This is a genomic window from Streptomyces sp. NPDC090445, assembly GCF_044769385.1.
Lineage (GTDB): Bacteria > Actinomycetota > Actinomycetes > Streptomycetales > Streptomycetaceae > Streptomyces.
The window spans coordinates 79,422-103,450 of record NZ_JBIVXV010000024.1 but is presented as its reverse complement, the minus strand read 5'-3'; the positions used below and the strand labels follow the sequence as shown (position 1 = coordinate 103,450).

General features: G+C 71.0%; 21 protein-coding genes. 4 read left to right on the top strand and 17 right to left on the bottom strand.

What is annotated here, in order from left to right:
- The first annotated feature begins 193 nt into the window (after positions 1-193).
- The gene (locus ACIQUT_RS31650; protein ID WP_403567969.1) at positions 194-802 is read left to right on the top strand and encodes a Uma2 family endonuclease; all 609 of its coding nucleotides are present in this window, start codon (positions 194-196) and stop codon (positions 800-802) included.
- A 70-nt stretch (positions 803-872) separates the two neighbouring features.
- Here ACIQUT_RS31650 and nuoN read toward each other — a convergent pair whose 3' ends face one another.
- From nuoN to ACIQUT_RS31580, 14 genes are read right to left on the bottom strand one after another with little or no spacing between them, the layout of a single operon-like run.
- On the bottom strand, positions 873-2,519 hold the full coding sequence (gene nuoN, locus ACIQUT_RS31645; RefSeq protein WP_403567967.1) for an NADH-quinone oxidoreductase subunit NuoN: 1,647 nt from the start codon (positions 2,517-2,519) through the stop codon (positions 873-875).
- Positions 2,520-2,524: 5 nt separating this feature from the next.
- A complete protein-coding gene (locus tag ACIQUT_RS31640; RefSeq protein WP_403567946.1) occupies positions 2,525-4,138 on the bottom strand; it encodes an NADH-quinone oxidoreductase subunit M in 1,614 nt (537 codons plus the stop codon).
- Positions 4,139-4,150: 12 nt separating this feature from the next.
- Positions 4,151-6,091, bottom strand: a complete 1,941-nt coding sequence (gene nuoL, locus ACIQUT_RS31635; RefSeq protein WP_403567944.1) for an NADH-quinone oxidoreductase subunit L — start codon at positions 6,089-6,091, stop codon at positions 4,151-4,153.
- A gap of 12 nt (positions 6,092-6,103) precedes the next feature.
- Positions 6,104-6,403: an NADH-quinone oxidoreductase subunit NuoK gene (gene nuoK / locus ACIQUT_RS31630; RefSeq protein ID WP_179174150.1), complete on the bottom strand. Its 300-nt coding sequence runs from the start codon at positions 6,401-6,403 to the stop codon at positions 6,104-6,106.
- The gene (locus ACIQUT_RS31625; protein ID WP_403567943.1) at positions 6,400-7,215 is read right to left on the bottom strand and encodes an NADH-quinone oxidoreductase subunit J; all 816 of its coding nucleotides are present in this window, start codon (positions 7,213-7,215) and stop codon (positions 6,400-6,402) included. Before ACIQUT_RS31625 ends, nuoK begins: the two co-directional genes overlap by 4 nt.
- Positions 7,212-7,826, bottom strand: a complete 615-nt coding sequence (nuoI, locus tag ACIQUT_RS31620; RefSeq protein WP_403567941.1) for an NADH-quinone oxidoreductase subunit NuoI — start codon at positions 7,824-7,826, stop codon at positions 7,212-7,214. The genes ACIQUT_RS31625 and nuoI overlap by 4 nt, the downstream gene beginning before the upstream one ends.
- Entirely contained in the window at positions 7,819-9,189 is a 1,371-nt protein-coding gene (gene nuoH / locus ACIQUT_RS31615) for an NADH-quinone oxidoreductase subunit NuoH (protein WP_403567939.1), read from the bottom strand. Before nuoH ends, nuoI begins: the two co-directional genes overlap by 8 nt.
- On the bottom strand, positions 9,186-11,693 hold the full coding sequence (locus tag ACIQUT_RS31610; RefSeq protein WP_403567937.1) for an NADH-quinone oxidoreductase subunit G: 2,508 nt from the start codon (positions 11,691-11,693) through the stop codon (positions 9,186-9,188). The genes nuoH and ACIQUT_RS31610 overlap by 4 nt, the downstream gene beginning before the upstream one ends.
- Positions 11,690-13,039 carry an NADH-quinone oxidoreductase subunit NuoF gene (gene nuoF, locus ACIQUT_RS31605; protein WP_403567935.1) on the bottom strand — a complete coding sequence of 450 codons (1,350 nt, stop codon included), beginning with the start codon at positions 13,037-13,039 and terminating at the stop codon, positions 11,690-11,692. Before nuoF ends, ACIQUT_RS31610 begins: the two co-directional genes overlap by 4 nt.
- On the bottom strand, positions 13,039-13,797 hold the full coding sequence (gene nuoE / locus ACIQUT_RS31600) for an NADH-quinone oxidoreductase subunit NuoE (RefSeq protein ID WP_403567933.1): 759 nt from the start codon (positions 13,795-13,797) through the stop codon (positions 13,039-13,041). The genes nuoF and nuoE overlap by 1 nt, the downstream gene beginning before the upstream one ends.
- The gene (locus ACIQUT_RS31595) at positions 13,794-15,176 is read right to left on the bottom strand and encodes an NADH-quinone oxidoreductase subunit D (protein WP_403567931.1); all 1,383 of its coding nucleotides are present in this window, start codon (positions 15,174-15,176) and stop codon (positions 13,794-13,796) included. The genes nuoE and ACIQUT_RS31595 overlap by 4 nt, the downstream gene beginning before the upstream one ends.
- The gene (locus tag ACIQUT_RS31590) at positions 15,176-15,940 is read right to left on the bottom strand and encodes an NADH-quinone oxidoreductase subunit C (RefSeq protein WP_403567929.1); all 765 of its coding nucleotides are present in this window, start codon (positions 15,938-15,940) and stop codon (positions 15,176-15,178) included. The genes ACIQUT_RS31595 and ACIQUT_RS31590 overlap by 1 nt, the downstream gene beginning before the upstream one ends.
- Positions 15,937-16,491, bottom strand: a complete 555-nt coding sequence (locus ACIQUT_RS31585) for an NADH-quinone oxidoreductase subunit B family protein (protein ID WP_360624040.1) — start codon at positions 16,489-16,491, stop codon at positions 15,937-15,939. The genes ACIQUT_RS31590 and ACIQUT_RS31585 overlap by 4 nt, the downstream gene beginning before the upstream one ends.
- Positions 16,492-16,505: 14 nt before the next feature.
- Positions 16,506-16,865, bottom strand: coding sequence for an NADH-quinone oxidoreductase subunit A (locus ACIQUT_RS31580; protein ID WP_114053663.1), 360 nt, complete (start codon positions 16,863-16,865; stop codon positions 16,506-16,508).
- 910 nt (positions 16,866-17,775) lie between these two features.
- On the opposite strand from ACIQUT_RS31580, the gene ACIQUT_RS31575 reads away from it, so the two are divergent.
- The gene (locus ACIQUT_RS31575; protein ID WP_403567926.1) at positions 17,776-18,594 is read left to right on the top strand and encodes a C40 family peptidase; all 819 of its coding nucleotides are present in this window, start codon (positions 17,776-17,778) and stop codon (positions 18,592-18,594) included.
- 445 nt (positions 18,595-19,039) lie between these two features.
- Here ACIQUT_RS31575 and ACIQUT_RS31570 read toward each other — a convergent pair whose 3' ends face one another.
- Complete coding sequence (locus tag ACIQUT_RS31570) at positions 19,040-20,323, bottom strand: geranylgeranyl reductase family protein (protein WP_403567924.1); 1,284 nt, start codon at positions 20,321-20,323, stop codon at positions 19,040-19,042.
- 97 nt (positions 20,324-20,420) lie between these two features.
- Here ACIQUT_RS31570 and ACIQUT_RS31565 point away from each other — a divergent pair, with 97 nt between their 5' ends.
- Positions 20,421-20,960 (top strand): GNAT family N-acetyltransferase, encoded by a 540-nt coding sequence (locus ACIQUT_RS31565; protein ID WP_403567922.1) that lies wholly within the window; start codon positions 20,421-20,423, stop codon positions 20,958-20,960.
- A gap of 100 nt (positions 20,961-21,060) precedes the next feature.
- On the opposite strand, the gene ACIQUT_RS31560 is transcribed toward ACIQUT_RS31565, so the two are convergent.
- Positions 21,061-21,972, bottom strand: a complete 912-nt coding sequence (locus tag ACIQUT_RS31560) for a glutaminase (protein ID WP_403567965.1) — start codon at positions 21,970-21,972, stop codon at positions 21,061-21,063.
- A gap of 33 nt (positions 21,973-22,005) precedes the next feature.
- Entirely contained in the window at positions 22,006-22,698 is a 693-nt protein-coding gene (locus ACIQUT_RS31555) for a demethylmenaquinone methyltransferase (protein ID WP_403567920.1), read from the bottom strand.
- Between the two features lie 329 nt (positions 22,699-23,027).
- Here ACIQUT_RS31555 and ACIQUT_RS31550 point away from each other — a divergent pair, with 329 nt between their 5' ends.
- Positions 23,028-23,969: a DUF3152 domain-containing protein gene (locus ACIQUT_RS31550; protein WP_403567918.1), complete on the top strand. Its 942-nt coding sequence runs from the start codon at positions 23,028-23,030 to the stop codon at positions 23,967-23,969.
- The last annotated feature ends 60 nt before the right edge of the window (positions 23,970-24,029 follow it).

The window sequence follows — 24,029 nt, the reverse complement described above, 5'->3', positions numbered from 1 at the left end:
ACCCCGCCGCCCCGCCGAGCCCGCAGGGGACGGATCCCGCCGGACGGCGACGTCCGCGCATATGCCGCCCACCCATGACAGCGGCACATGGTCAACACGCGGCCGCCCGCTCACACGTGCGGGCGGTCCCACGCCGTTCCCCGGCGATACGCTGGACGGACTGGCGAGACTCCGTCGCATGGGAGCACTACCTATGAGCGTCGACCCCGAGGACTTCGAGCCGACGTACCGCTGGCCCGTCCCGCCCGAGGGCGGCTGGACGGCCGACGACCTCGACCGGCTTCCCAACCTGCCTCGGCACACGGAGCTGATCGACGGGAGCCTCGTCTTCGTGAGTCCGCAGACTCGATTCCACATGCGCGCGGTCAGCTTCTTCACCTGGCAGTTGCAGGATCAGCAGCCACCGGGCCTGGAAGTCTTCCGCGAGTTCACGATCGACATCGACCGTCACAACCGTCCCGAACCCGACGTCATCGTCGTGGACGAGAGCGCGATCGGCGATCTGAACCAGACTCGGCTCCCTGCGGAGTCCGTCTGCCTGGCCATCGAGGTCGTCTCCCCCGAGTCCTCCGGCCGAGACCGTGGCGTCAAGCCGGTCAAGTACGCAGGCGCCGGCATCACCCACTTCTGGCGGGTGGAGAACAAGGACGGTCGCGCCGTGGTCTACGTCTACGAACTGGACCCGTCGACGGGAAGTTACGGAACTGCGGGCATCTTCCACGACCGACTGAAGGTGGCCGTCCCGTTCCCCATCGACCTTGACCTCAGCGAGATCACCTCGAAGCGTCGCGGCGCTGAATAGCACCTGACACGCACCGGGGCCCGGCTCCCCCCAGGGGAGCCGGGCCCCGGCACATCCACCCGACAATCGGTCAGCGCACGAAGGTGCTCGCCTGCCCCGCCAGGTCCAGGAAGTACTGCGGCGCCACGCCCAGGACCAGGGTGACGGCGACGCCGACCGCGATGGTCGTCATCGTCAGCGGCGACGGCACGGCCACCGTCGGCCCGTCCGCCTTCGGCTCGCTGAAGAACATCAGCACGATCACCCGGATGTAGAAGAACGCGGCGATCGCGGACGAGATGACACCGACCACGACCAGCGCGCCGGCCCCGCCCTCCGCCGCCGCCGTGAACACGGCGAACTTCCCGGAGAAGCCGGAGGTGAGCGGGATGCCCGCGAAGGCCAGCAGGAACACCGCGAACACGGCCGCGGTCAGCGGCGAACGGCGTCCGAGACCCGCCCACTTGGACAGGTGCGTCGCCTCACCGCCCGCGTCCCGGACGAGGGTGATCACCGCGAACGCGCCGATCGTCACGAAGGAGTACGCCAGGAGGTAGAACAGCACCGACTGGACGCCCTGCGCCGACGTGGCGATCACACCGGCGAGGATGAAGCCCGCGTGCGCGATCGAGGAGTAGGCCAGCAGGCGCTTGACGTCGGTCTGGGTCACCGCGATCACCGCGCCGGCCAGCATCGTCACGATCGCCACGCCCCACATCACCGGCCGCCAGTCCCACCGCAGGCCCGGCAGGACCACGTACAGCAGGCGCAGCAGCGCGCCGAACGCAGCCACCTTCGTCGCCGCCGCCATGAAGCCGGTCACCGGCGTCGGGGCGCCCTGGTAGACGTCCGGGGTCCACATGTGGAAGGGGACAGCGCCGACCTTGAACAGCAGGCCCATCAGCACGAGCGCCCCGCCGATCAGCAGCAGCACGTCGTTGCCCATGGTGTCGGCGAGCGCCGGGTCGATCTTCGTGACGGTGCCGTCCACGACGTCCGCGATGACCGCGTACGAGACGGAGCCCGCGTAGCCGTAGAGCAGTGCGATGCCGAAGAGGAGGAACGCCGACGAGAAGGCGCCGAGCAGGAAGTACTTGACCGCGGCCTCCTGCGACACCAGCCGGTGGCGGCGGGCGACGGCGCACAGCAGGTACAGCGGGAGGGAGAAGACCTCCAGGGCGACGAACAGTGTCAGCAGGTCGTTCGCCGCCGGGAAGATCAGCATTCCGGCGATCGCAAACAGGGCCAGCGGGAAGACCTCGGTGGTGGTGAAGCCGGCCTTGACGGCGGCCTTCTCGCTGTCGCTGCCGGGTACGGACGCCGCCTGGGCGGCGAAGGAGTCCACCCGCTTGCCGTGCGCCGCCGGGTCCAGGTGCCGTTCGGCGAAGGTGAACAGGGCGACGATCGAGGCCAGCAGGATGGTGCCCTGCAGGAACAGGGCGGGCCCGTCCACGGCGATGGCGCCCATGGCCGCGACGTGCGCCTTGTCGCCCGCGTACCCGGTGGCCGCGAGGCCGACGACCGCCGCGAACGCGGAGGCCAGGGCGGCGACGGCGAGGAACACCTGGACGTGGTAGCGGGCGGTGCGCGGTACGAAGGCCTCGACGAGGACGCCGACGACGGCCACGCCCACCACGATCAGCGTGGGCGCGAGCTGGGCGTACTCGATGTGCGGGGCCGGGATCCTGTCGATCGGGGCCTGCGCGGCGACCGCCCACAGGCCGTGGGCCGAAGTCACGGTGCTCACTTCGCCGCCTCCCCGTTCTTGGCCTCGACAGCCGCGCTCTGCAGGGGAACAGTGGGCTTCGGGTCGGTCTGCTGGACGTCTGCCATGGTGTGCTCCACCGCCGGGTTGACGATCTCGGTGAGCGGCTTCGGGTAGACGCCCAGCCCGATCAGCAGCGCGATCAGCGGGGCGACGACGAGGAGTTCGCGGGCGCGCAGGTCCGGCATGGAGCGGACCTCGTCCCGGACCGGGCCGGTCATGGTGCGCTGGTAGAGGACCAGCGTGTACAGGGCGGCCAGCACGATGCCGAGGGTGGCGATGATGCCGACGGCCGGGTACCGGGCGTACGTGCCGACCAAGACCAGGAATTCGCTGACGAACGGGGCGAGCCCGGGCAGCGACAGGGTGGCGAGGCCGCCGATGAGGAAGGTGCCGGCCAGGACCGGGGCGACCTTCTGCACACCGCCGTAGTCGGCGATGAGCCGCGAGCCGCGCCGGGAGATCAGGAACCCGGCGACGAGCATCAGGGCGGCGGTGGAGAGGCCGTGGTTGACCATGTACAGCGTCGCGCCCGACTGCCCCTGGGAGGTCATCGCGAAGATGCCCAGGATGATGAAGCCGAAGTGCGAGATCGACGCGTACGCCACCAGCCGCTTGATGTCGCGCTGCCCGACGGCGAGCAGCGCGCCGTAGACGATGCTGATCAGGGCGAGGACGAGGATCACCGGGGTGGCCCACTTGCTGGCCTCGGGGAACAGGCCGAGGCAGAAGCGGAGCATCGCGAAGGTGCCGACCTTGTCGACGACCGCGGTGATCAGCACGGCGACCGGGGCGGTGGACTCGCCCATCGCGTTCGGCAGCCAGGTGTGCAGCGGCCACAGCGGGGCCTTGACGGCGAAGGCGAAGAAGAAGCCGAGGAAGAGGAGCCGCTCGGTGTTGGCGGACATGTCCAGGGTGCCGGCGGCGCGGGCGGCGGTGATCTCCTGGAGGGAGAAGTTCCCGGCGACCACGTACAGCCCGATGACCGCGGCCAGCATGATCAGGCCGCCGGCCAGGTTGTAGAGGAGGAACTTGACCGCCGCGTACGACCGCTGCGCGGCCGCGTTCTCGTCCGAGCCCGCATGGGCCCGGTCCCCGAAGCCGCCGATGAGGAAGTACATCGGGATGAGCATGGCCTCGAAGAAGAGGTAGAAGAGGAAGACGTCGGTGGCCGCGAAGGAGATGATCACCATCGCCTCGACCATCAGGATCAGGGCGAAGAAGCCCTGCGTCGGCCGCCAGCGCGAGGAGCTCGTCTCCAGCGGGTCGGCGTCGTGCCAGCCGGCCGCGATGACGAACGGCACCAGCAGGGCGGTCAGCCCGATCAGCGCCACCCCGATGCCGTCGACGCCGAGCTGGTAGCGGACGCCGAAGTCGGCGATCCAGGCGTGGGACTCGGTGAGCTGGTAGCGGTCGCCGTGCGGGTCGAAGCGGACGGCGACGACCACGGCCAGCGCCAGGGTGGCCAGGGAGAAGAGCAGGGCGAGCCATTTGGCGGCGGTCCGGCGGGCGGCCGGGACGGCCGCCGTGAGGACCGCTCCGACCGCGGGCACCGCGGCCGTCACCGTCAACAGGGGTACGACTGTGCTCACTTCAGACATGGCTCACACCGCCCTCATCAGCAGGGTCGCGGCGATGAGGATCGCCGTGCCCCCGAACATCGAGACCGCGTAGCTGCGGGCGTAGCCGTTCTGCAGCTTGCGCAGGCGGCCCGACAGGCCGCCGACCGAGGCGGCCGTCCCGTTGACCACGCCGTCCACCAGGCTGTGGTCGACGTAGACGAGCGAGCGGGTCAGGTGCTCGCCGCCGCGCACCAGCACGACGTGGTTGAAGTCGTCCTGGAGCAGGTCCCGGCGGGCGGCCCGGGTGAGCAGGCTGCCGCGCGGGGCGGTCACGGGCACCGGTCGGCGCCCGTACATCGCCCAGGCGATCGCAACGCCGATGACGAGGCAGGCCATCGTCGCGAGGGTCACCGTGAGGGCGCTGACCGGCGGGTGCCCGTGCTCGTACCCGGTGACGGGCTCCAGCCAGTTCAGGAACCGGTCGCCGATGACGAAGAACGCGCCGGCGAAGACGGATCCGAAGGCCAGCAGGATCATCGGGACGGTCATGGACTTCGGGGACTCGTGCGGGTGCGGGAGCTCCCCGGCGTGGTGCTCGGCGCCGGGCTCGACGCCCGGCACGGCGTCGGCGTCGGGCGCCGGCTGCCAGCGCTTCTCCCCGAAGAAGGTCATCAGCATGACGCGGGTCATGTAGAACGCGGTGATGGCCGCGCCGAGCAGGGCCACCGAGCCGAGGATCCAGCCCTCGGTGCCGCCCTTCGCGAAGGCCGCCTCGATGATCTTGTCCTTGGAGAAGAAGCCGGACAGGCCGGGGAAGCCGATGATGGCGAGGTAGCCGAGCCCGAAGGTCACGTACGTGATCGGCATGTACTTGCGCAGGCCGCCGTACTTGCGCATGTCGACCTCGTCGTTCATGCCGTGCATCACGGAGCCGGCGCCGAGGAAGAGGCCCGCCTTGAAGAAGCCGTGCGTGACCAGGTGCATGATCGCGAACACGTAGCCGACCGGACCGAGGCCGGCGGCGAGGATCATGTATCCGATCTGCGACATCGTCGATCCGGCGAGGGCCTTCTTGATGTCGTCCTTCGCGCAACCGACGATCGCACCGAAGAGCAGCGTGACCGCGCCGACGATGGTGACGACGAGCTGTGCGTCCGGCGCCCCGTTGAAGACCGCCGCGGAGCGGACGATCAGGTAGACGCCGGCGGTGACCATCGTCGCCGCGTGGATGAGCGCCGAGACCGGGGTCGGGCCCTCCATCGCGTCGCCGAGCCAGGACTGCAGCGGCACCTGGGCCGACTTGCCGCAGGCGGCGAGCAGCAGCATCAGGCCGATCGCCGTCAGCATGCCCTCGGAGGCCTTGTCCGCGGACGCGAACACCGGCCCGAACGCGAACGTGCCGAACGTGGTGAACATCAGCATGATCGCGATCGACAGGCCCATGTCGCCGACCCGGTTGACCAGGAAGGCCTTCTTCGCGGCGGTCGCCGCGCTGGGCTTGTGCTGCCAGAAGCCGATGAGCAGGTACGAGGCGAGGCCCACGCCCTCCCAGCCGACGTACAGCAGCAGGTAGTTGTCGGCGAGGACCAGCAGCAGCATCGCCGCGAGGAACAGGTTGAGGTAGCCGAAGAAGCGGCGGCGGCGCTCGTCGTGCTCCATGTACCCGATCGAGTACACGTGGATGAGCGTGCCCACACCGGTGATGAGCAGGACGAACGTCATCGACAGCTGGTCCAGCCGGAACGCGACGTCGGCCTGGAAGCCCTCCACCGGGATCCAGCTGTACAGGAACTGCCGCATGGTCCGCTCGTCGGCCGGGCGGCCCAGCATGTCGGCGAACAGGGCCGCGCCGATGCCGAAGGAGACCGCCGCGAGCAGGGTGCCGAGCCAGTGCCCGGTCTTGTCGAGGCGCCGCCCGCCGCACAACAGCACCGCCGCTCCGAGCAGGGGTGCCGCCACGAGCAGCGCGATCAGATTGTCCACTGTGTACGCCCCTTACAGCTTCATCAGGCTGGCGTCGTCGACCGAGGCCGAGTGGCGGGTGCGGAAGAGCGACACGATGATCGCGAGGCCCACCACGACCTCCGCGGCGGCGACGACCATCGTGAAGAACGCGATGATCTGGCCGTCGAGGTTGCCGTGCATCCGCGAGAAGGCGACGAAGGCGAGGTTGCAGGCGTTGAGCATCAGCTCGACGCACATGAACAGCACGACCGCGTTCTTGCGGATCAGCACTCCCGCGGCGCCGATGGTGAACAGCAGGGCCGCGAGGTAGAGGTAGTTGACCGGGTTCACTTCGAGGCCTCCTCACGGCCGAGGCGCTCCGCCGCGCGCTGCTCCAGCTCCTTGAGGTCCGACAGGGCCTCGCCGGAGACGTCCCGGACCTGGCCGCGGGCCCGCAGCGTCTTGCTGACCGTCAGCTCGGACGGGGTGCCGTCCGGCAGCAGGCCCGCGACGTCCACCGCGTTGTGCCGGGCGTAGACGCCGGGCGCGGGCAGCGGCGGGAGCTGGACGCCCTCGCGGACGCGCCGCTCGGACAGCTCGCGCTGGGTGGCGGCCCGCTCGGTGCGCTCGCGGTGGGTGAGCACCATCGCGCCGACGGCGGCGGTGATCAGCAGCGCGCCGGTGACCTCGAAGGCGAACACGTACCGGGTGAAGATCAGCGTGGCCAGGCCCTCGACGTGCCCGGCGGAGTTGATCCGGCCGAGCCCGTTCCAGTGGTTCAGGGAGGCGTTGGCGATGCCGGCGATCAGCAGGATGCCGAAGCCGAGCCCGCACAGCACGGCCAGCCAGCGCTGCCCCTTGATGGTCTCCTTCAGCGAGTCGGCGGCGGTGACGCCGACCAGCATGACCACGAACAGGAACAGCATCATGATCGCGCCGGTGTAGACGATGACCTGGACCACGCCCAGGAAGTACGCCCCGTTGGCGAGGTAGAACACCGCCAGGACGATCATCGTCCCGGCGAGGCTCAGGGCACTGTGCACGGCCTTCTTCATCAGGATCGTCGCCAGCGCGCCGATCACGGCGACCGTGCCGAGGATCCAGAACTGCACGGCCTCGCCGGTGGAGGTGACCGAGGCCGCGCCCGCGGCGAGCGCGCTCACTCCCCCACCCCCTCGGCCGGCCCGCCGCCGGCGTGCGCGGACTGCTCCTTCGGGGCCTCGCCCTCGGACACGGCCGCCTGCCGCTCCGTACCGGGCGCCGCCCCCGTCACCAGGCCGCGGTAGTAGTCCTGCTCGTCCGTCCCCGGGTACATCGCGTGCGGCGCCTCGACCATGCCCTCGGTCAGCCCCGCCAGCAGCTGCTCCTTGGTGTAGATGAGCGACTCGCGGCTGGCGTCGGCCAGTTCGAACTCGTTCGTCATCGTCAGCGCCCGCGTCGGGCAGGCCTCGATGCACAGGCCGCACAGGATGCAGCGGGCGTAGTTGATCTGGTAGACGCGGCCGTACCGCTCGCCCGGGGAGTAGCGCTCCTCCTCGGTGTTGTCCGCGCCCTCCACGTAGATGGCGTCCGCGGGGCAGGCCCAGGCGCACAGCTCGCACCCGATGCACTTCTCCAGACCGTCCGGGTGCCGGTTCAGCTGGTGCCGTCCGTGGAAGCGCGGGGCGGTGGTCTTCTGCTGCTCCGGGTACTGCTCGGTGAGGCGCTTCTTGAACATGGCCTTGAAGGTCACGCCGAAGCCGGCCACCGGGTTCTGCCACTTCTCGTCAGACATTCTCAGCACCCTCCTCTCGGTCACTGTCGGTATTCGCCCCGCCACTGACCATCAGCTCCCGCTCCCCGCGGGGCCGCCTGCGCGGTACGGGTGCCAGGTGCTGGCCGGGCTTGGGGGGTACGGGGAAGCCGCCCGCGAGCGGGTCGAAGGGCGTCGCCGCGGCGGCCGCGCCGGCCCGCCGGTCCTCGGCCTTCTCCTTGCGGTCGCGCAGCACGTCGGCGACGAAGGACAGCAGCAGGATCGCGACGACCGCGCCGCCGACGTACAGGACGATCTGCGCGAAGTCGTAGGCCTCGTTGCGCAGCGCCCGGACGGTGGCCACCAGCATCAGCCACAGGACGGAGACCGGGATCAGGACCTTCCAGCCGAGCTTCATCAGCTGGTCGTAGCGGACGCGGGGCAGGGTGCCGCGCAGCCAGATGAAGAAGAACAGCAGCAGCTGCACCTTGATGACGAACCAGAGCAGCGGCCACCAGCCGTGGTTGGCGCCCTCCCAGAAGCTGCTGATCGGGTACGGGGCCCGCCAGCCGCCGAGGAACAGGGTGACCGAGACCGCCGAGACGGTGACCATGTTGACGTACTCGGCCAGCATGAACATCGCGAACTTGATCGACGAGTACTCGGTGTTGAAGCCGCCGACGAGGTCGCCCTCGGACTCCGGCATGTCGAACGGGGCGCGGTTCGTCTCGCCGACCATCGTGACGACGTAGATGATGAACGACACCGGCAGCAGCACGATGAACCAGCGGTCCGCCTGCGCCTCCACGATCGCCGACGTCGACATCGACCCGGAGTAGAGGAAGACGGAGGCGAAGGCCGCACCCATCGCGATCTCGTAGCTGATCATCTGGGCGCAGGAGCGCAAGCCCCCGAGCAGCGGGTACGTGGAGCCCGAGGACCAGCCGGCGAGCACGATGCCGTAGATGCCGACCGAGGCCACCGCGAGGACGTACAGCATGGCGATGGGCAGGTCGGTGAGCTGCATCGTGGTGCGCACGCCGAAGATCGAGACCTCGTCGCCGGGGGGCCCGAAGGGGATCACCGCGATCGCCATGAACGCCGGGACGGCCGCGACGATCGGCGCCAGGACGTAGACGACCTTGTCGGCGCGCTTGACGATGATGTCTTCCTTGAGCATCAGCTTCACGCCGTCGGCGAGCGACTGGAGCATGCCCCAGGGGCCGTGCCGGTTGGGGCCGATGCGCAGCTGCATCCAGGCGACGACCTTGCGCTCCCACACGATGGAGAAGAGCACGGTCACCATCAGGAAGGCGAAGCAGAACACCGCCTTGACGACGACGAGCCACCAGGGGTCCCGGCCGAACAGGGACAGGTCCTCGGCAGCGAGCTGTACCGCGTTCACGCGTCCACCTCCGCAGTGGTGCCGCCTGCTCCGGCCGGGGTCGCCGGGCCGATCCGTACGAGGGTGCCCGGCAGGGCGCCGGTGTCGGCGCGCACGCCGGAGCCGGTGGAGTTCAGCGGGAGCCAGACCACCCGGTCGGGCATCTCGGTGATCCGCAGCGGGAGTTCGACGGTGCCGGAGGGGCCGGTCACCGCGAGGGCGTCGCCGTCCTTGACGCCGGTCTCGGCGGCCGTGGCGGCCGACAGCCGGGCCGCGGCCTCGTGCCGGGTGCCGGCCAGGGCCTCGTCGCCCTCCTGGAGCAGGCCCCGGTCGAGGAGCAGCCGGTGCCCGGCGAGGACGGCCTCGCCGGCGCCGGGGCGGGGCAGCGGCTCGGTGCCGGCGGAGACGTCGGCGGCGAGCGCGCCCTCCCACGGGCCGAGCCGGTCCAGTTCGCGGCGTACGGCGTGCACGTCGGGCAGGGCGAGCGGCCGGTCGGCGGCGTCGGCCAGCATGTGCAGCACGCGGGCGTCGGCGGGGGCGAGCGGGCGGGTCATCTGGTCGGGCTTGAGCGCGGCCTCGAACGGCCGGACCCGGCCCTCCCAGTTGATGAACGCACCGGCCTTCTCGGCGACGGCCGCCACCGGGAACACCACGTCGGCGAGGTCGGTGACCTCGCCGGGCCGCAGCTCCAGCGAGACCGTGAAGGCCTCCTTCAGGGCGGTCCGGGCCCGCTGCGGGTCCGGCAGGTCGGTGACCTCGACGCCCGCCACCAGCAGGGCGGACAGTTCACCGGTGGCGGCGGCCTCGACGATCTGCCCGGTGTCGCGGCCGTACCGGTGCGGGATCTCGTCCAGCCCCCAGGCGGCGGCGACCTCGTCGCGGGCCCGCGGGTCGGTGGCCGGGCGGCCGCCGGGCAGCAGCGACGGCAGCGCGCCGGCCTCGATGGCGGCCCGCTCGCCGGCCCGGCGCGGGATCCACACCAGGGTGGCCCCGGTCGCGGCCGCCGCCCGTACGGCCGCGGTCAGCGCGCCCGGCACCGCGGCGAGCCGCTCGCCGACGACGATGACGGCGCCAGGGCGGCGCAGCGCCTCGGCGGCCTCGGCGCCGCCCGTCTCCAGGCCGGTGCGGGAGGCCAGCGCGTCGAGCCATTCGGGCTCGGTCCCGGGGGCCGCGGCCAGCAGCGTGCCGCCCGCCTTGACCAGGCCGCGGGTGGCGAACGGGGCCAGGGCGAAGGTCCGCTGCTTGCGCTTGCGGAACGCCTTGCGCAGCCGCAGGAAGACGCCCGGGGCCTCCTCCTCGGCCTCGATGCCGGCGAGGAGCACGGCCGGCGCGGCCTCCAGCTCCTGGTACGACAGCCACGGCCCGCGCAGGTCGACCCCGTACCCGGCGACCTCGGAGGCCAGGAACTCGGCCTCCTCCGCGCTGTGCACGCGGGCCCGGAAGTCGATGTCGTTGGTGTCCAGGACCACCCGCGCGAACTTGGCGTACGCGTAGGCGTCCTCGACGGTGAGCCGCCCGCCGGTCAGCACGCCGGCCCGGCCGCGCGCGGCGGCGAGCCCTGCGGCCGCGGCTTCGAGCGCCTCGGGCCAGCTCGCCGGCTCCAGGACGCCCGCGGCGTTGCGGACCAGCGGGGTGGTCAGCCGGTCCGGGCGCTGCGCGTACCGGAACGCGAACCGGCCCTTGTCGCAGATCCACTCCTCGTTGACCTCGGGGTCCTCGGCGGCCATCCGGCGCAGTACCTTGCCGCGCCGGTGGTCGGTCCGGGTCGCGCAGCCGCCCGCGCAGTGCTCGCACACGCCCGGGGAGGAGACGAGGTCGAAGGGGCGGGAGCGGAACCGGTACGCGGCCGAGGTGAGGGCGCCGACCGGGCAGATCTGGATGGTGTTGCCGGAGAAGTACGACTCGAAGGGGTCGCCCTCGCCGGTGCCGACCTGCTGCAGCGCGCCGCGTTCCAGCAGTTCGATCATCGGGTCGCCGGCGACCTGCTGGGAGAAGCGGGTGCAGCGGGCGCACAGCACGCACCGCTCGCGGTCCAGCAGCACCTGCGTGGAGATCGGCACCGGCTTCTCGTAGGTGCGCTTCTTCCCCTCGAACCGGGAGTCGGCGTTGCCGTGCGACATCGCCTGGTTCTGCAGCGGGCACTCGCCGCCCTTGTCGCAGACCGGGCAGTCCAGCGGGTGGTTGATGAGCAGCAGCTCCATCACCCCGTGCTGGGCCTTCTCGGCGACCGGCGAGGTCAGCTGCGTCCGGACGACCATGCCGTCGGTGCAGGTGATGGTGCAGGAGGCCATCGGCTTGCGCTGGCCCTCGACCTCGACGATGCACTGCCGGCAGGCGCCGACCGGGTCGAGGAGGGGGTGGTCGCAGAACCGGGGGATCTCGATGCCGATCTGCTCGGCGGCCCGGATGACCAGGGTTCCCTTGGGCACCGACAGTTCGATGCCGTCGATGGTGAGGGAGACCGTGTCCTCCGGCGGCACCGCGGCCGCCCCGCCACCGGCGGGGGCGTTCGTGGCGACGGTCATGCGTTCACCTCCCTGTCGGCCCAGAGGGTCGACTTCCTGGGGTCGAAGGGGCAGCCCTTGCCCGTGATGTGCTGCTCGTACTCCTCGCGGAAGTACTTCAGCGAGGAGAAGATCGGGCTGGCGGCGCCGTCACCGAGCGCGCAGAACGACTTGCCGTTGATGTTGTCGGCGATGTCGTTCAGCTTGTCGAGGTCGGACAGGACGCCCTTCCCCGCCTCGATGTCGCGCAGCAGCTGGACCAGCCAGTACGTGCCCTCGCGGCAGGGGGTGCACTTGCCGCAGGACTCGTGTGCGTAGAACTCGGTCCACCGGGTCACGGCGCGCACGACGCAGGTCGTCTCGTCGAAGCACTGCAGCGCCTTGGTGCCGAGCATCGACCCGGCCGCGCCGACGCCCTCGTAGTCGAGCGGCACGTCCAGGTGCTCGGCGGTGAACATGGGGGTGGAGGAGCCGCCGGGGGTCCAGAACTTCAGCCGGTGGCCGGGGCGCATCCCGCCGCTCATGTCGAGGAGCTGGCGCAGGGTGATGCCGAGCGGGGCCTCGTACTGGCCGGGGGCGGCGACGTGCCCGGAGAGCGAGTACAGGGTGAAGCCGGGGGACTTCTCGGTCCCCATCGCCTTGAACCAGTCCTTGCCCTTGTTCAGGATCGCGGGAACCGACGCGATGGACTCGACGTTGTTGACGACAGTGGGGCACGCGTAGAGCCCCTCGACGGCAGGGAAGGGGGGACGCAGCCGGGGCTGACCGCGCCGGCCTTCGAGGGAGTCGAGGAGGGCCGTTTCCTCACCGCAGATGTACGCGCCCGCTCCCGCGTGCACGGTGATGTCCAGCTTCATCCCGCTCCCGAGGATGTCTTCCCCGAGGTAGCCGGCCTCGTACGCCTCGCGCACCGCCTCGTGCAGGCGCCGCAGGACCGGCACGACCTCGCCGCGCAGGTAGATGAAGGCGTGCTCCGACCGGATCGCGTAGCAGGCAATGACCATTCCCTCGATGAGGGAGTGCGGGTTGGCGAAGAGAAGGGGGATGTCCTTGCAGGTTCCCGGCTCCGACTCGTCCGCGTTCACGACGAGGTAGTGCGGCTTCCCGTCGCCCTGCGGGATGAACTGCCACTTCATCCCGGTGGGGAAGCCCGCGCCGCCGCGTCCGCGCAGACCGGAGTCCTTCACGTACGCGATGACCTCGTCCGGGGTCATGGCGAGGGCCTTGCGCAGGCCTTCGTAGCCCTCGTGGCGCCGGTAGGTCTCCAGCGTCCACGACCGGGGTTCGTCCCAGAACGCCGACAGCACGGGGGCCAGCAGCTTCTCCGGGCTGGTGCCGTTCTCGTGCATGGCAGTGGTCACCGTCATCACTCCCCCTCCTCGCCGGTCGCCTCGCCGCGCGGGTGCACGACCTTGCCGTGGTGCGGGGTCTCGCCGCGGGCGATGCGCAGCCCGGTCAGGGAGGCGGGTCCGGCGCCGCCGCTCGCCTCGACGGCGCCGGGCCGCTCGTCGGGGAAGCCGGCCAGGATCCGGGCGGTCTCCTTGTACGTGCACAGGGGCGCGCCCCGGGTCGGCTCGACGGGGCGGCCGGCGCGCAGGTCGTCGACGAGGGCCTTGGCGGACTCGGGGGTCTGGTTGTCGAAGAACTCCCAGTTGACCATCACGACGGGGGCGTAGTCGCAGGCCGCGTTGCACTCGATGTGTTCGAGGGTGACCTTGCCGTCGTCGGTCGTCTCGTTGTTGCCGACCTCGAGGTGCTCCTTGAGCTCCTCGAAGATGGCGTCGCCGCCCATGACGGCGCACAGCGTGTTGGTGCAGACGCCGACCTGGTAGTCGCCGGAGGGCCGGCGCCGGTACATCGTGTAGAAGGTGGCGACGGCGGTGACCTCGGCCGTGGTCAGGCCCAGCGTCTCGGCGCAGAACCGGATGCCGGTGGGCGAGACGTGGCCCTCCTCGGACTGGGTGAGGTGCAGCAGCGGCAGGAGGGCGGAGCGGCTGTCGGGGTAGCGGGCGATGACGTCCGCGGCGTCCGCCGCCAGCCGCGCGCGGACCTCCGCCGGGTAGTCGGGGGCGGGCAGCCCGGGCATGCCCAGGCTCACCTCTCGACGGGCGGGGTTGGCTGTCATCGGTCGACGCCTCCCATCACGGGGTCGATGGAGGCGACGGCGACGATGACGTCGGCGACCTGGCCGCCCTCGCACATCGCGGCCATGGCCTGCAGGTTGGTGAAGGACGGGTCGCGGAAGTGGACCCGGTAGGGGCGGGTGCCGCCGTCGGAGACGACGTGGACGCCGAGTTCGCCCTTGGGGGATTCGACGGCCGCGTAGGCCTGCCCGGCCGGCACCCGGAAGCCTTCGGTCACCAGCTTGAAGTGGTGGATGAGGGCCTCCATGGAGGTGCCCATGATGTTCTTGATGTGGTCGAGCGAGTTGCCGAGCCCGTCGGGGCCCATGGCGAGCTGCGCCGGCCAGGCGATCTTCTTGTCGGCGACCATGACGGGGCCGGGCTCCAGCCGGTCCAGGCACTGCTCGACGATCCGCAGGGACTGGCGCATCTCCTCCAGGCGGATCAGGAACCGCCCGTAGGAGTCGCAGGTCTCGGTGGTCGGCACGTCGAACTCGTAGGTCTCGTAGCCGCAGTACGGGTCCGCCTTGCGCAGGTCGTGCGGCAGGCCGGCGGAGCGCAGGATCGGGCCGGTGGCGCCGAGGGCCATGCAGCCGGCGAGGTCGAGGTAGCCGACGTCCTGCATGCGGGCCTTGAAGATGGGGTTGCCGGTGGCGAGCTTGTCGTACTCCGGCAGGTTCCTCTTCATCGTCTTGAGGAAGTCGCGCAGCTGGTCCACGGCGCCCGGGGGCAGGTCCTGGGCGAGGCCGCCGGGGCGGATGAACGCGTGGTTCATGCGCAGGCCGGTGATCAGCTCGAAGATGTCGAGGATCAGCTCGCGGTCCCGGAAGCCGTAGATCATGATCGTGGTGGCGCCGAGCTCCATGCCGCCGGTGGCGATGCACACCAGGTGGGAGGAGAGCCGGTTGAGCTCCATCAGCAGCACGCGGATGACGGTGGCGCGGTCGGGGACCTGGTCGGTGATGCCGAGGAGCTTCTCGACGCCGAGGCAGTACGCCGTCTCGTTGAAGAACGGCGTGAGGTAGTCCATGCGCGTGACGAAGGTGGTGCCCTGCGTCCAGTTCCGGAATTCGAGGTTCTTCTCGATGCCGGTGTGGAGGTAGCCGATGCCGCAGCGGGCCTCGGTGACCGTCTCGCCGTCGATCTCCAGGATGAGGCGGAGCACTCCGTGGGTCGACGGGTGCTGGGGGCCCATGTTGACGACGATGCGCTCGTCGTCCGCCTTGGCCGCCGACTGGACGATCTCGTCCCAGTCGCCGCCGGTGACCGTGTAGACGGTGCCCTCGGTGGTTTCGCGAGCGATGGAAAGGGGCGTCCCGGAGGGACTCGTTGAGGGGCGGTGGCCGGGCGACGGGTGGGCAGGGTTCGAGGTGTTGGACATCAGCTGTACGACCTCCGCTGGTCGGGAGCCGGGATCTGGGCGCCCTTGTACTCGACGGCGATGCCGCCGAGCGGGTAGTCCTTGCGCTGCGGGAAGCCCTGCCAGTCGTCCGGCATCATGATCCGCGTGAGGGCCGGGTGCCCGTCGAAGACCAGGCCGAAGAAGTCGTACGTCTCGCGCTCGTGCCAGTCGTTGGTCGGGTAGACGGGGACGAGCGAGGGGACGTGCGGGTCGCCGTCCGGGGCGGACACCTCAAGGCGCACCGTCCGGCCGTGGGTGATCGAGCGCAGGTGGTAGACGGCGTGCAGCTCGCGGCCCCGGTCCTCGGGGTAGTGGACGCCGCTGACGCCGGTGCACAGTTCGAAGCGCAGGGCGGGGTCGTCGCGGAGGGTGGAGGCCACCCGGACGAGGTGCTCGCGGGCGATGTGGAAGGTGAGCTCGCCGCGGTCGACGACCGTCTTCTCGATGGCGTTGGCGGGGAGCAGGTCCTGCTCCTCCAGAGCGCCTTCGAGCTCGTCGGCGACCTCGTCGAACCAGGAGCCGTACGGGCGGTGGCTCGGGCCGGGCAGGGCGACGGTGCGGACGAGGCCGCCGTAGCCGCTGGTGTCGCCGCCGTTCCGGGCGCCGAACATGCCCTTGCGGACGCCGATCACCTCGGGGCCGCCGGCGGACTCCCGGGGAGCGGGAACGTTGTTGCCGTTCCCGTTCCCGCTGCCGTTGCCTTCGCCGTTCCCGTTCCCGTGGTCTGGGGTGGTCTCGCTCACCGGAGCAGCCCCTTCATCTCGATGGTGGGGAGCGCCTTGAGGGCCGCGGCCTCGGCCTCGCGGGCCGCCTCTTCCCGGTTCACCCCGAGCTTGGAGGTCTGGATCTTCTGGTGGAGCTTGAGGATCGCGTCCATCAGCATCTCGGGGCGGGGCGGGCAGCCGGGCAGGTAGATGTCCACCGGGACGATGTGGTCGACGCCCTGGACGATCGCGTAGTTGTTGAACATTCCGCCCGAAGATGCACAAACCCCCATGGAGATGACCCATTTGGGAGCGGGCATCTGGTCGTAGACCTGCCGCAGCACCGGCGCCATCTTCTGGCTGACCCGGCCGGCCACGATCATGAGGTCGGCCTGGCGCGGGGAGCCGCGGAAGACCTCCATCCCGAAGCGGGCCAGGTCGTACCGGCCCGCACCGGTGGTCATCATCTCGATGGCGCAGCAGGCCAGGCCGAAGGTGGCGGGGAAGACGGAGGCTTTGCGCACCCAGCCCGCGGCCTGTTCGACGGTGGTCAGCAGGAAGCCGCTCGGCAGCTTTTCTTCCAGTCCCATGGGAATTCAGTCCCTCAGTCCCATTCCAGGCCGCCGCGGCGCCAGACGTAGGCGTAGGCGACGAAGACGGTGAGCACGAAGAGCAGCATCTCGACGAGCCCGAAGATCCCCAGGGCGTCGAAGGTGACGGCCCAGGGGTAGAGGAAGACAACCTCGATGTCGAAGACGATGAAGAGCATCGCCGTCAGGTAGTACTTGATGGGGAAGCGGCCGCCGCCGGCCGGCGTGGGGGTCGGCTCGATGCCGCACTCGTACGCTTCGAGCTTCGCCCGGTTGTACCGCTTCGGGCCGATCAGCGTGGCCATGACCACGGAGAAGATCGCAAACCCTGCGCCTAGGGCGCCGAGCACGAGGATGGGCGCGTAGGCATTCACGCTCCTCGCTCCTTCCAGTCGTCCTTGACCGTTGGACCGCTGCGCCGGCGCCACTGCCCTGCCCCGCGAAGATCGCGCTTTTGATCGAGCGCTTGCATGTGAGGCAGTTCACAAGCCGGGCTGCTGCGCATCCTATGCCCGCTGATCTGTGATCTGCGACACGGGTGACAACACCGAGTTTGTGATCTCCACCACCCGACGAACGATCATGAAGTCCGATGAGTGGTGATCTTCATACGCAAGGCATCCACTTGATCACCAAACGTGACATCCACGCCCGTTATCGCAGGTAGAAGGGGTTTCGCCTTATCAAACGATCAGGAGCGCAAGCAAATTTGGCTTAATCCAGATATCCATGGTAAGGGGATCGGTGTCGCCCGGTCGGGGGAGCCTGCGGGGACGGAAGTGGACACGTGCATCCGTTCACGATCTCCACCGGCCCCGGAAGGGAACTCCGGGCGGCCCGCCGCCGATCTTCCGGCCGCCCCGCTGCCGATCTTCCGGCCGCCCCCGCCGACGATCTTCCGGCCACCCCCCGACGGCTTTCCGGCCACCCGCCCGACCGCCGCCGCGGCCGCCCAGCGGGTCGCTTCGGACGCAACTCGCTCACAGCGGGATCACGGACCGGCCACGAGGGCCTCACGGCGAGACTTCTCTGTGACCTGCGCCACTCCGAACCAACCCCTCCGAAGCGGGGCTTGGCCAACTGTCCGCGGGAGTGGTAGGCGCAGGACCAAATAGGACTTATTGCGGAAACCCCATGATCACAGCCTTGTGAAGGGGTGTCCGATTAGTCCGTTACGGCGTCAATAAGATTCGCGCCACGCCCGGTTGCCTCACTTCCCGCGCAACTGTGGCGCAGACCACGTTTCTTGAAGCGAGCCGCAACCCCCTGATAGCGGTTGTCCTCATGTCCCACACCGCTCACATACCCAGCCACCGGAAGCCCCGTCGCAGCGCCTCGAAGCTCGCGGTTCGCGCCGGAGTTGCCGGTGGCGTTCTCGGCACCCTGGCGATGGCAGGCACGGCGAGCGCGTCCCCCGCCGCCGAACCTGTGACCGAGACCCTCGAAATGCCGGTCCTCAACCTGGACCTGGCCTCCGAGGTCTCCTCCGCCGTCACCACCGCCGCGGAGAACAGCCGCGCGGCTGCCGTCGACGGCGAACTGCAGGCCGAGGAGGAGAGCGCCCGCAGCGGCGCCGCCGCCGAGGCGAAGCAGGCCAGGGAAGCCGCGGAGAAGAAGGCGAAGCAGGAGGCGGACCGCAAGGCCGAGGCCGAGCGCGCCACCCGCAACGCCGAGCGCTCCGCTCTGAAGACGGCCTCCGCCGCCGCCACTTCCGAGGAGCAGGGGGCCGGGACGGTCACCGCTCCGAAGGGCTCCGCCGCCTCCATCGTCAACTTCGCCCGTGCGCAGGTCGGCAAGGCCTACATCCTGGGCTCGACCGGCCCCTCCGCGTACGACTGCTCCGGCCTGGTCCAGGCCGCGTACCGCCAGGCCGGCATCACCCTGCCGCGCACCTCGCAGCCGCAGTCCTCGTTCGGCACCTCGGTCTCCCTGAGCGCCCTGCAGGCGGGCGACATCCTGTACTGGGGCCCCAAGGGCAGCGCCTACCACGTCGCGATCTACGTCGGCGGCGGCAAGTTCGTCGGCGCGCAGAACCCCAGCACGGGCATCGTCGAGCGCAACCTGAGCTACGACCGGCCGACGGGCGCCGTCCGCGTCCTCTGAGCCCCTCAGGGCCCCTTGCACGGCCGAAGGGCCGGTACTCCCCCGCACGGGCGGGCGGAGTGCCGGCCCTTCGCCGTTCGCCCGCACGGCAGCGGCGGCCCGGGCCGAAGTACCGCCCGCCCCTGGGACAAACCCGGACACCCTGCCCTGCTCGCCCTCGTGTGGGCCGCGGCCCTGGCGATCCCGGCATGGGGAGGCGTGCTGACGGCCCGCTGCGTGCGCGCCGTGCACGGGGCCGGCGCAGCGCACCCGGAGCCCCCGATTCCCCCTCAGACGCCCTCCGCAGCCCCGTACGACGGCGAAACGGGCCGCGCCGGGGGAATCCCGCCACGGCCCGCCCGGCCCGCGTCACACGGCCCGCACGGCCGCGCCGTCGCACGACCGTGTCCGTGCCCGTGTCCGCGTTCGTGTTTGTGTCCGTCTTTGTGTCCGTCCGTCCGCCGTGTCAGGCCCGGGGGGCCACCTTCGACAGGCCGTTGATGATGCGGTCCATCGCGTCGCCGCCCGCCGGGTCCGTGAGGTTGGCCAGCATCTTCAGCGTGAACCGCATGAGCACCGGGTGGGTCAGGCCGCGCTGCGTGGCGACCTTCATGACCTTCGGGTTGCCGATCAGCTTCACGAAGGCGCGGCCGAGCGAGTAGTAGCCGCCGTAGGTCTCCTTGAGCACCTTCGGGTAGTTGTGCAGCGCCAGCTCGCGCTGCGCCCGCGTGGCCCGCGCGTTCGCCTGCACGATGACGTCGGCCGCGATCCGGCCCGACTCCATGGCGTACGCGATGCCCTCGCCGTTGAACGGGTTGACGAGCCCGCCCGCGTCGCCGACCAGCAGCAGGCCCTTGGTGTAGTGCGGCTGCCGGTTGAACGCCATCGGCAGGGCCGCGCCGCGGATCGGCTGCGTCATGTTCTCGGGGGTGTAGCCCCAGTCCTCCGGCATGGACGCGCACCACGCCTTGAGGACCTCGCGCCAGTCCAGCTCCCGGAAGGCGGAGGAGGAGTTGAGGATGCCGAGGCCGACGTTGGACGTGCCGTCGCCCATGCCGAAGATCCAGCCGTAGCCGGGCAGCAGCCGGTCCTGCGCGCCGCGCCGGTCCCACAGCTCCAGCCAGGACTCCAGGTAGTCGTCGTCGTGCCGGGGCGAGGTGAAGTACGTGCGGACGGCGACGCCCATCGGGCGGTCCTCGCGCCGGTGCAGGCCCATCGCCAGGGACAGCCGGGAGGAGTTGCCGTCGGCGGCGACCACGAGCGGCGCGTGGAAGGTGACCGGGGTCTTCTCCTCGCCCAGCTTGGCGTGCACGCCCGTGATGTACCCGGTGCGCGGGTCGCGGATCGGCTCGCCGACGTTGCAGCGCTCGTGGAGGCGGGCGCCGGCCTTCTGGGCCTGCCGGGCCAGGGTCTCGTCGAAGTCGTCGCGCTTGCGGACGAGTCCGTAGTCCGGGAAGGAGGCGAGTTCCGGCCAGTCCAGCTGGAGCCGCTGGCCGCCGCCGATGATCCGCAGGCCCTTGTTGCGCAGCCAGCCGGCCTCTTCGGAGATGTCGATGCCCATCGCGACCAGCTGCTTCGTGGCGCGCGGGGTCAGGCCGTCGCCGCAGACCTTCTCGCGCGGGAACCCGGTCTTCTCCAGCAGCAGGACATCCAGTCCGGCCTTGGCGAGGTAGTAGGCGGTGGTCGAGCCGGCGGGCCCGGCCCCGACGACGATCACATCCGCGGAGTGTTCGGAGAGGGGCTCGGTCACTGCGGGGTCTCCCGAAGGCTCGATAGGGGGTGCCCATGGGCACGGGACGTGTGCAGTCTATGCAGCGAGAGAGATCGCGAATCCGAAGGGTTACCTGATGACAAGCTCGCCGACCCCGCCGACCTCGCCTTCCCGGCCGCTCCCGGCCGTCCGGCTGCGCGTGCCCACCGACGAGGACGCGCACGCCTGGCACGGTGTCTTCGCCGACCCGGACGTGATGGAGTTCCTCGGCGGCCCGGCCGAGCTGTCCGCGTACGAGGAGTTCACCGCGCGGCAGCGGATGCACGACGCACAGCTCGGCTACTGCCTGTGGACGCTCCTCGGCGAGGACGGCCGGGTCCTGGGCTTCACGGGCGCGCAGCCCTGGCCGGCGGAGAAGGCCTGGGGGCCGGTCGGGGAGATAGAGATCGGCTGGCGCCTGGCCCGGTCCGCCTGGGGCAAGGGGTACGCGTACGCGGCCGCGCTCACCACGCTGGAGCGGGTCCGCGCCGCCGGGGTGCCCCGCGTCGTGGCGATGATCGACGACGCGAACGGGCGCTCGGTGGCGGTCGCCGAGCGCCTCGGCATGACCCTGGAGGAGGTCTTCGCCCTGCCCGGCGGCACCCGCACCGGCCGCCGGTACGCCCTCGCCCTCTGACCGGGGCCCCTGGCCGGGGCCCTCCGGCCGGGGTCCTCTGGCCGGGGTCCTCTGGCCGGGGTCCTCTGGCCGGGGCCGCGACCGGGGCCCCTGGCCGGGGTCAGAAGACGGACAGTCCGGTCAGCGTCGTGAAGCGGTCGAGTGCGGCCACGCCCGCCACCGAGTTGCCCCGGCTGTCCAGGCCGGGGCTCCACACGGCGAGCGTGCAGCGGCCGGGGACGACGGCGACGATGCCGCCGCCCACCCCGCTCTTGCCGGGCAGCCCGACGCGGTAGGCGAAGTCGCCCGCCGCGTCGTACGTCCCGCAGGTCATCATCACCGCGTTGATCTGCTTGGCCTCACTGCGGGTCAGCAGCCGGGAGCCGTCGGCCCGCAGCCCGTGCCGCGCCAGGAAGCGCGCGGCGCGGGCCAGGTCGGCGCAGCTCATCTCGATGGAGCACTGCCAGAAGTAGTGGTCGAGCAGGGCGGGCACCGGGTTGGCGATGTTCCCGTACGAGGCCATGAAGTGGGCGAGGGCGGCGTTGCGGTCGCCGTGTTCGTGCTCGGAGGCGGCGACCTCGGCGTCGAAGCCGATGTCCGGGTTGCCGCTCTCCCGGCGCAGGAACTCCAGCAGCTCGCTGCTCGCGTCGCCGGTCAGGGTCTGCAGCCGGTCGGTGACGACGAGGGCGCCCGCGTTGATGAACGGGTTGCGCGGGATGCCGTTCTCGTACTCCAGCTGCACCAGGGAGTTGAACGGGTTGCCGGAGGGCTCCCGGCCCACCCGCTCCCACAGGCTGTCGCCGCCCTCGGCCAGCGCCAGGGCGAGTGCGAAGACCTTGGTGATGGACTGGGCGGAGAAGGGGGTCCGCCAGTCCCCGATCCCGACGACGTTCCCGTCGAGGTCCGCCACGGCCATGCCGAACTGCGCCGGGTCCACCTCCGCCAGGGCGGGGATGTACTCGGCCGGGGTGCCGCTGCCGACCAGGTGTTCCACGTCGGCCGCGATCCGCTCCAGCAGCTCCGCGTAGTCCAGGGCTCCGGTGTCCACCGCCGCCGCCACTTCCGGCTAGCCCTTGAAGCCGCGGTGCAGTGCGACGATGCCGCCGCTCAGGTTGCGCCAGGCGACCTTGGACCAGCCGGCCTTCTGCAGCAGCGCGGCCAGCTCCGGCTGCTCCGGCCACTCGCGGATCGACTCGGCGAGGTACACGTAGGCGTCGGGGTTGGAGGACACGGCGCGGGCCACCGGGGGCAGGGCGCGCATCAGGTACTCCATGTAGACCGTGCGGAACGGCCCCCAGACGGGCTGGGAGAACTCGCAGATGACGACCTGGCCGCCGGGCTTGGTCACCCGGTACAGCTCGCGCAGCGCGGCGTCGGTGTCGTGGACGTTGCGCAGCCCGAAGGAGATCGTGACGGTGTCGAAGACGTCGTCCTTGAACGGCAGCTTCGTCGCGTCGCCGGCGGTCAGCGGCAGCCAGGAGTGGCGCTTCTTGCCCTCGCGGAGCATGCCGAGGGAGAAGTCGCAGGGCACCACGTACGCGCCGGTCGCGGCGAACGGCAGCGAGGAGGTCGCGGTCCCGGCGGCCAGGTCGAGCACCCTCTGCCCGGGGCGGGCGGCGACGGCCTTGGCGACCTCTTTGCGCCACAGGCGGGCCTGGCCGAGGGAGATCACGTCGTTGGTGAGGTCGTAGTTCGCCGCCACACCGTCGAACATGGAGGCGACTTCGTGCGGCTGCTTGTCCAGGGAAGCGCGGGTCACTGGCGTGGGCCCCTCAGGTGCGTCGTTGGTTCCGGTCTGTCTGCGTACGGGGTCATCCTCTCAGGCCCGGGACGGCGGCCGGGCGGCGGCTCTGCCCGGCCGGGCCGGGGGTCCGGCCCCTCCGCTCCGGGGCCCCACCGGGCGGAATGATCCATTCCGATTCGCCGGCGCGGGCGACCCCAACCGGACTGGCCCCGAGGACAGTTATGCCTTGAGCGACAGAAGGGGTTAACTGGGCGGGCGCGGCCCGGTCACGGTCACCACCCGCCGGTTCCGGCCAGCCCGGTGGCCGGATCCCGAGGAGGCCGCCCCGAGCAAAGGGCTTCACCATGCCGGCAGGCCGTTCCACCGGTCGCTCCACGAGCCAGTCCGCGAGCCGCACCACCGCGGACGGTACGGGCGCGCCCCTCGGGCCGCGCGCCCGCCGCCGGGCCGAACGGCGCCGCCGGCTGCGCCGCACCCTCCTCGTCTCGGCCACCGCCGTCGCCGCCGTCGCCGCCCTGTGGACGGCCTGGCCCGAACAGAAGACGGCCGCCGTCGCGGACCGGCTGACCGCCGACCCCCGCCCCTCCGCCGACTCCGGACGGGCCTCCCGCTCCGCCGGCGGCGCCCACGGCGGCCCCGTCCCCGGCACGCCCGCCACCCCGCCCGCACCCTCCGCCCCCGCCTCCCCGAAGCCGTCCGCGAGCCCCAAGTCCCCGGTCCCGGCCGCCGGAACGGGCGTGTTCGCCGCCTCCACCCGCTCCGGGCAGCCGCAGGGCAAGGGCACCGCCCGCCGCTGGCGCGTCGAGGTGGAGGAGGGCAGCGGCATCGACCCGAACACCGCCGCCCAGGCCGTCGAGACGATCCTCGGCGACCCGCGCGGCTGGATAGCCGACCCGGCGTACGGCTTCCGGCTCGTCGGCGCCGACAGCCCCGTGGACTTCACCGTGAAGATCGCCACCCCCACCACCACCGACAAGCTGTGCGAGGTGGTGACCCCCGAGCTCGTCGGCGAGACCAACTGCCGCGCCGGGCACGACGTCGTCGTCAACCTCAAGCGCTGGCAGGAGGGGTCCCCGCAGTTCAAGGGCCCCGTGGAGGAGTACCGGGCGCTGATCGTCAACCACGAGGTCGGCCACGAGATAGGCCGCGGCCACGAGACCTGCCCCGGCCCCGGCAAGCCCGCCCCCGCGATGATGCAGCAGATCAAGGGGCTGCTCGGCTGCGTGGCCAACGCCTGGCCGTACGACGGAAAGGGAACCTACCTGTCCGGTCCGTCCGTCCCTTAGAGCGGGGAGAGCCGGTGAGTCGACCGTCCGGGCCGTGAGGGCCGGGGGCGAGGAGTGGAA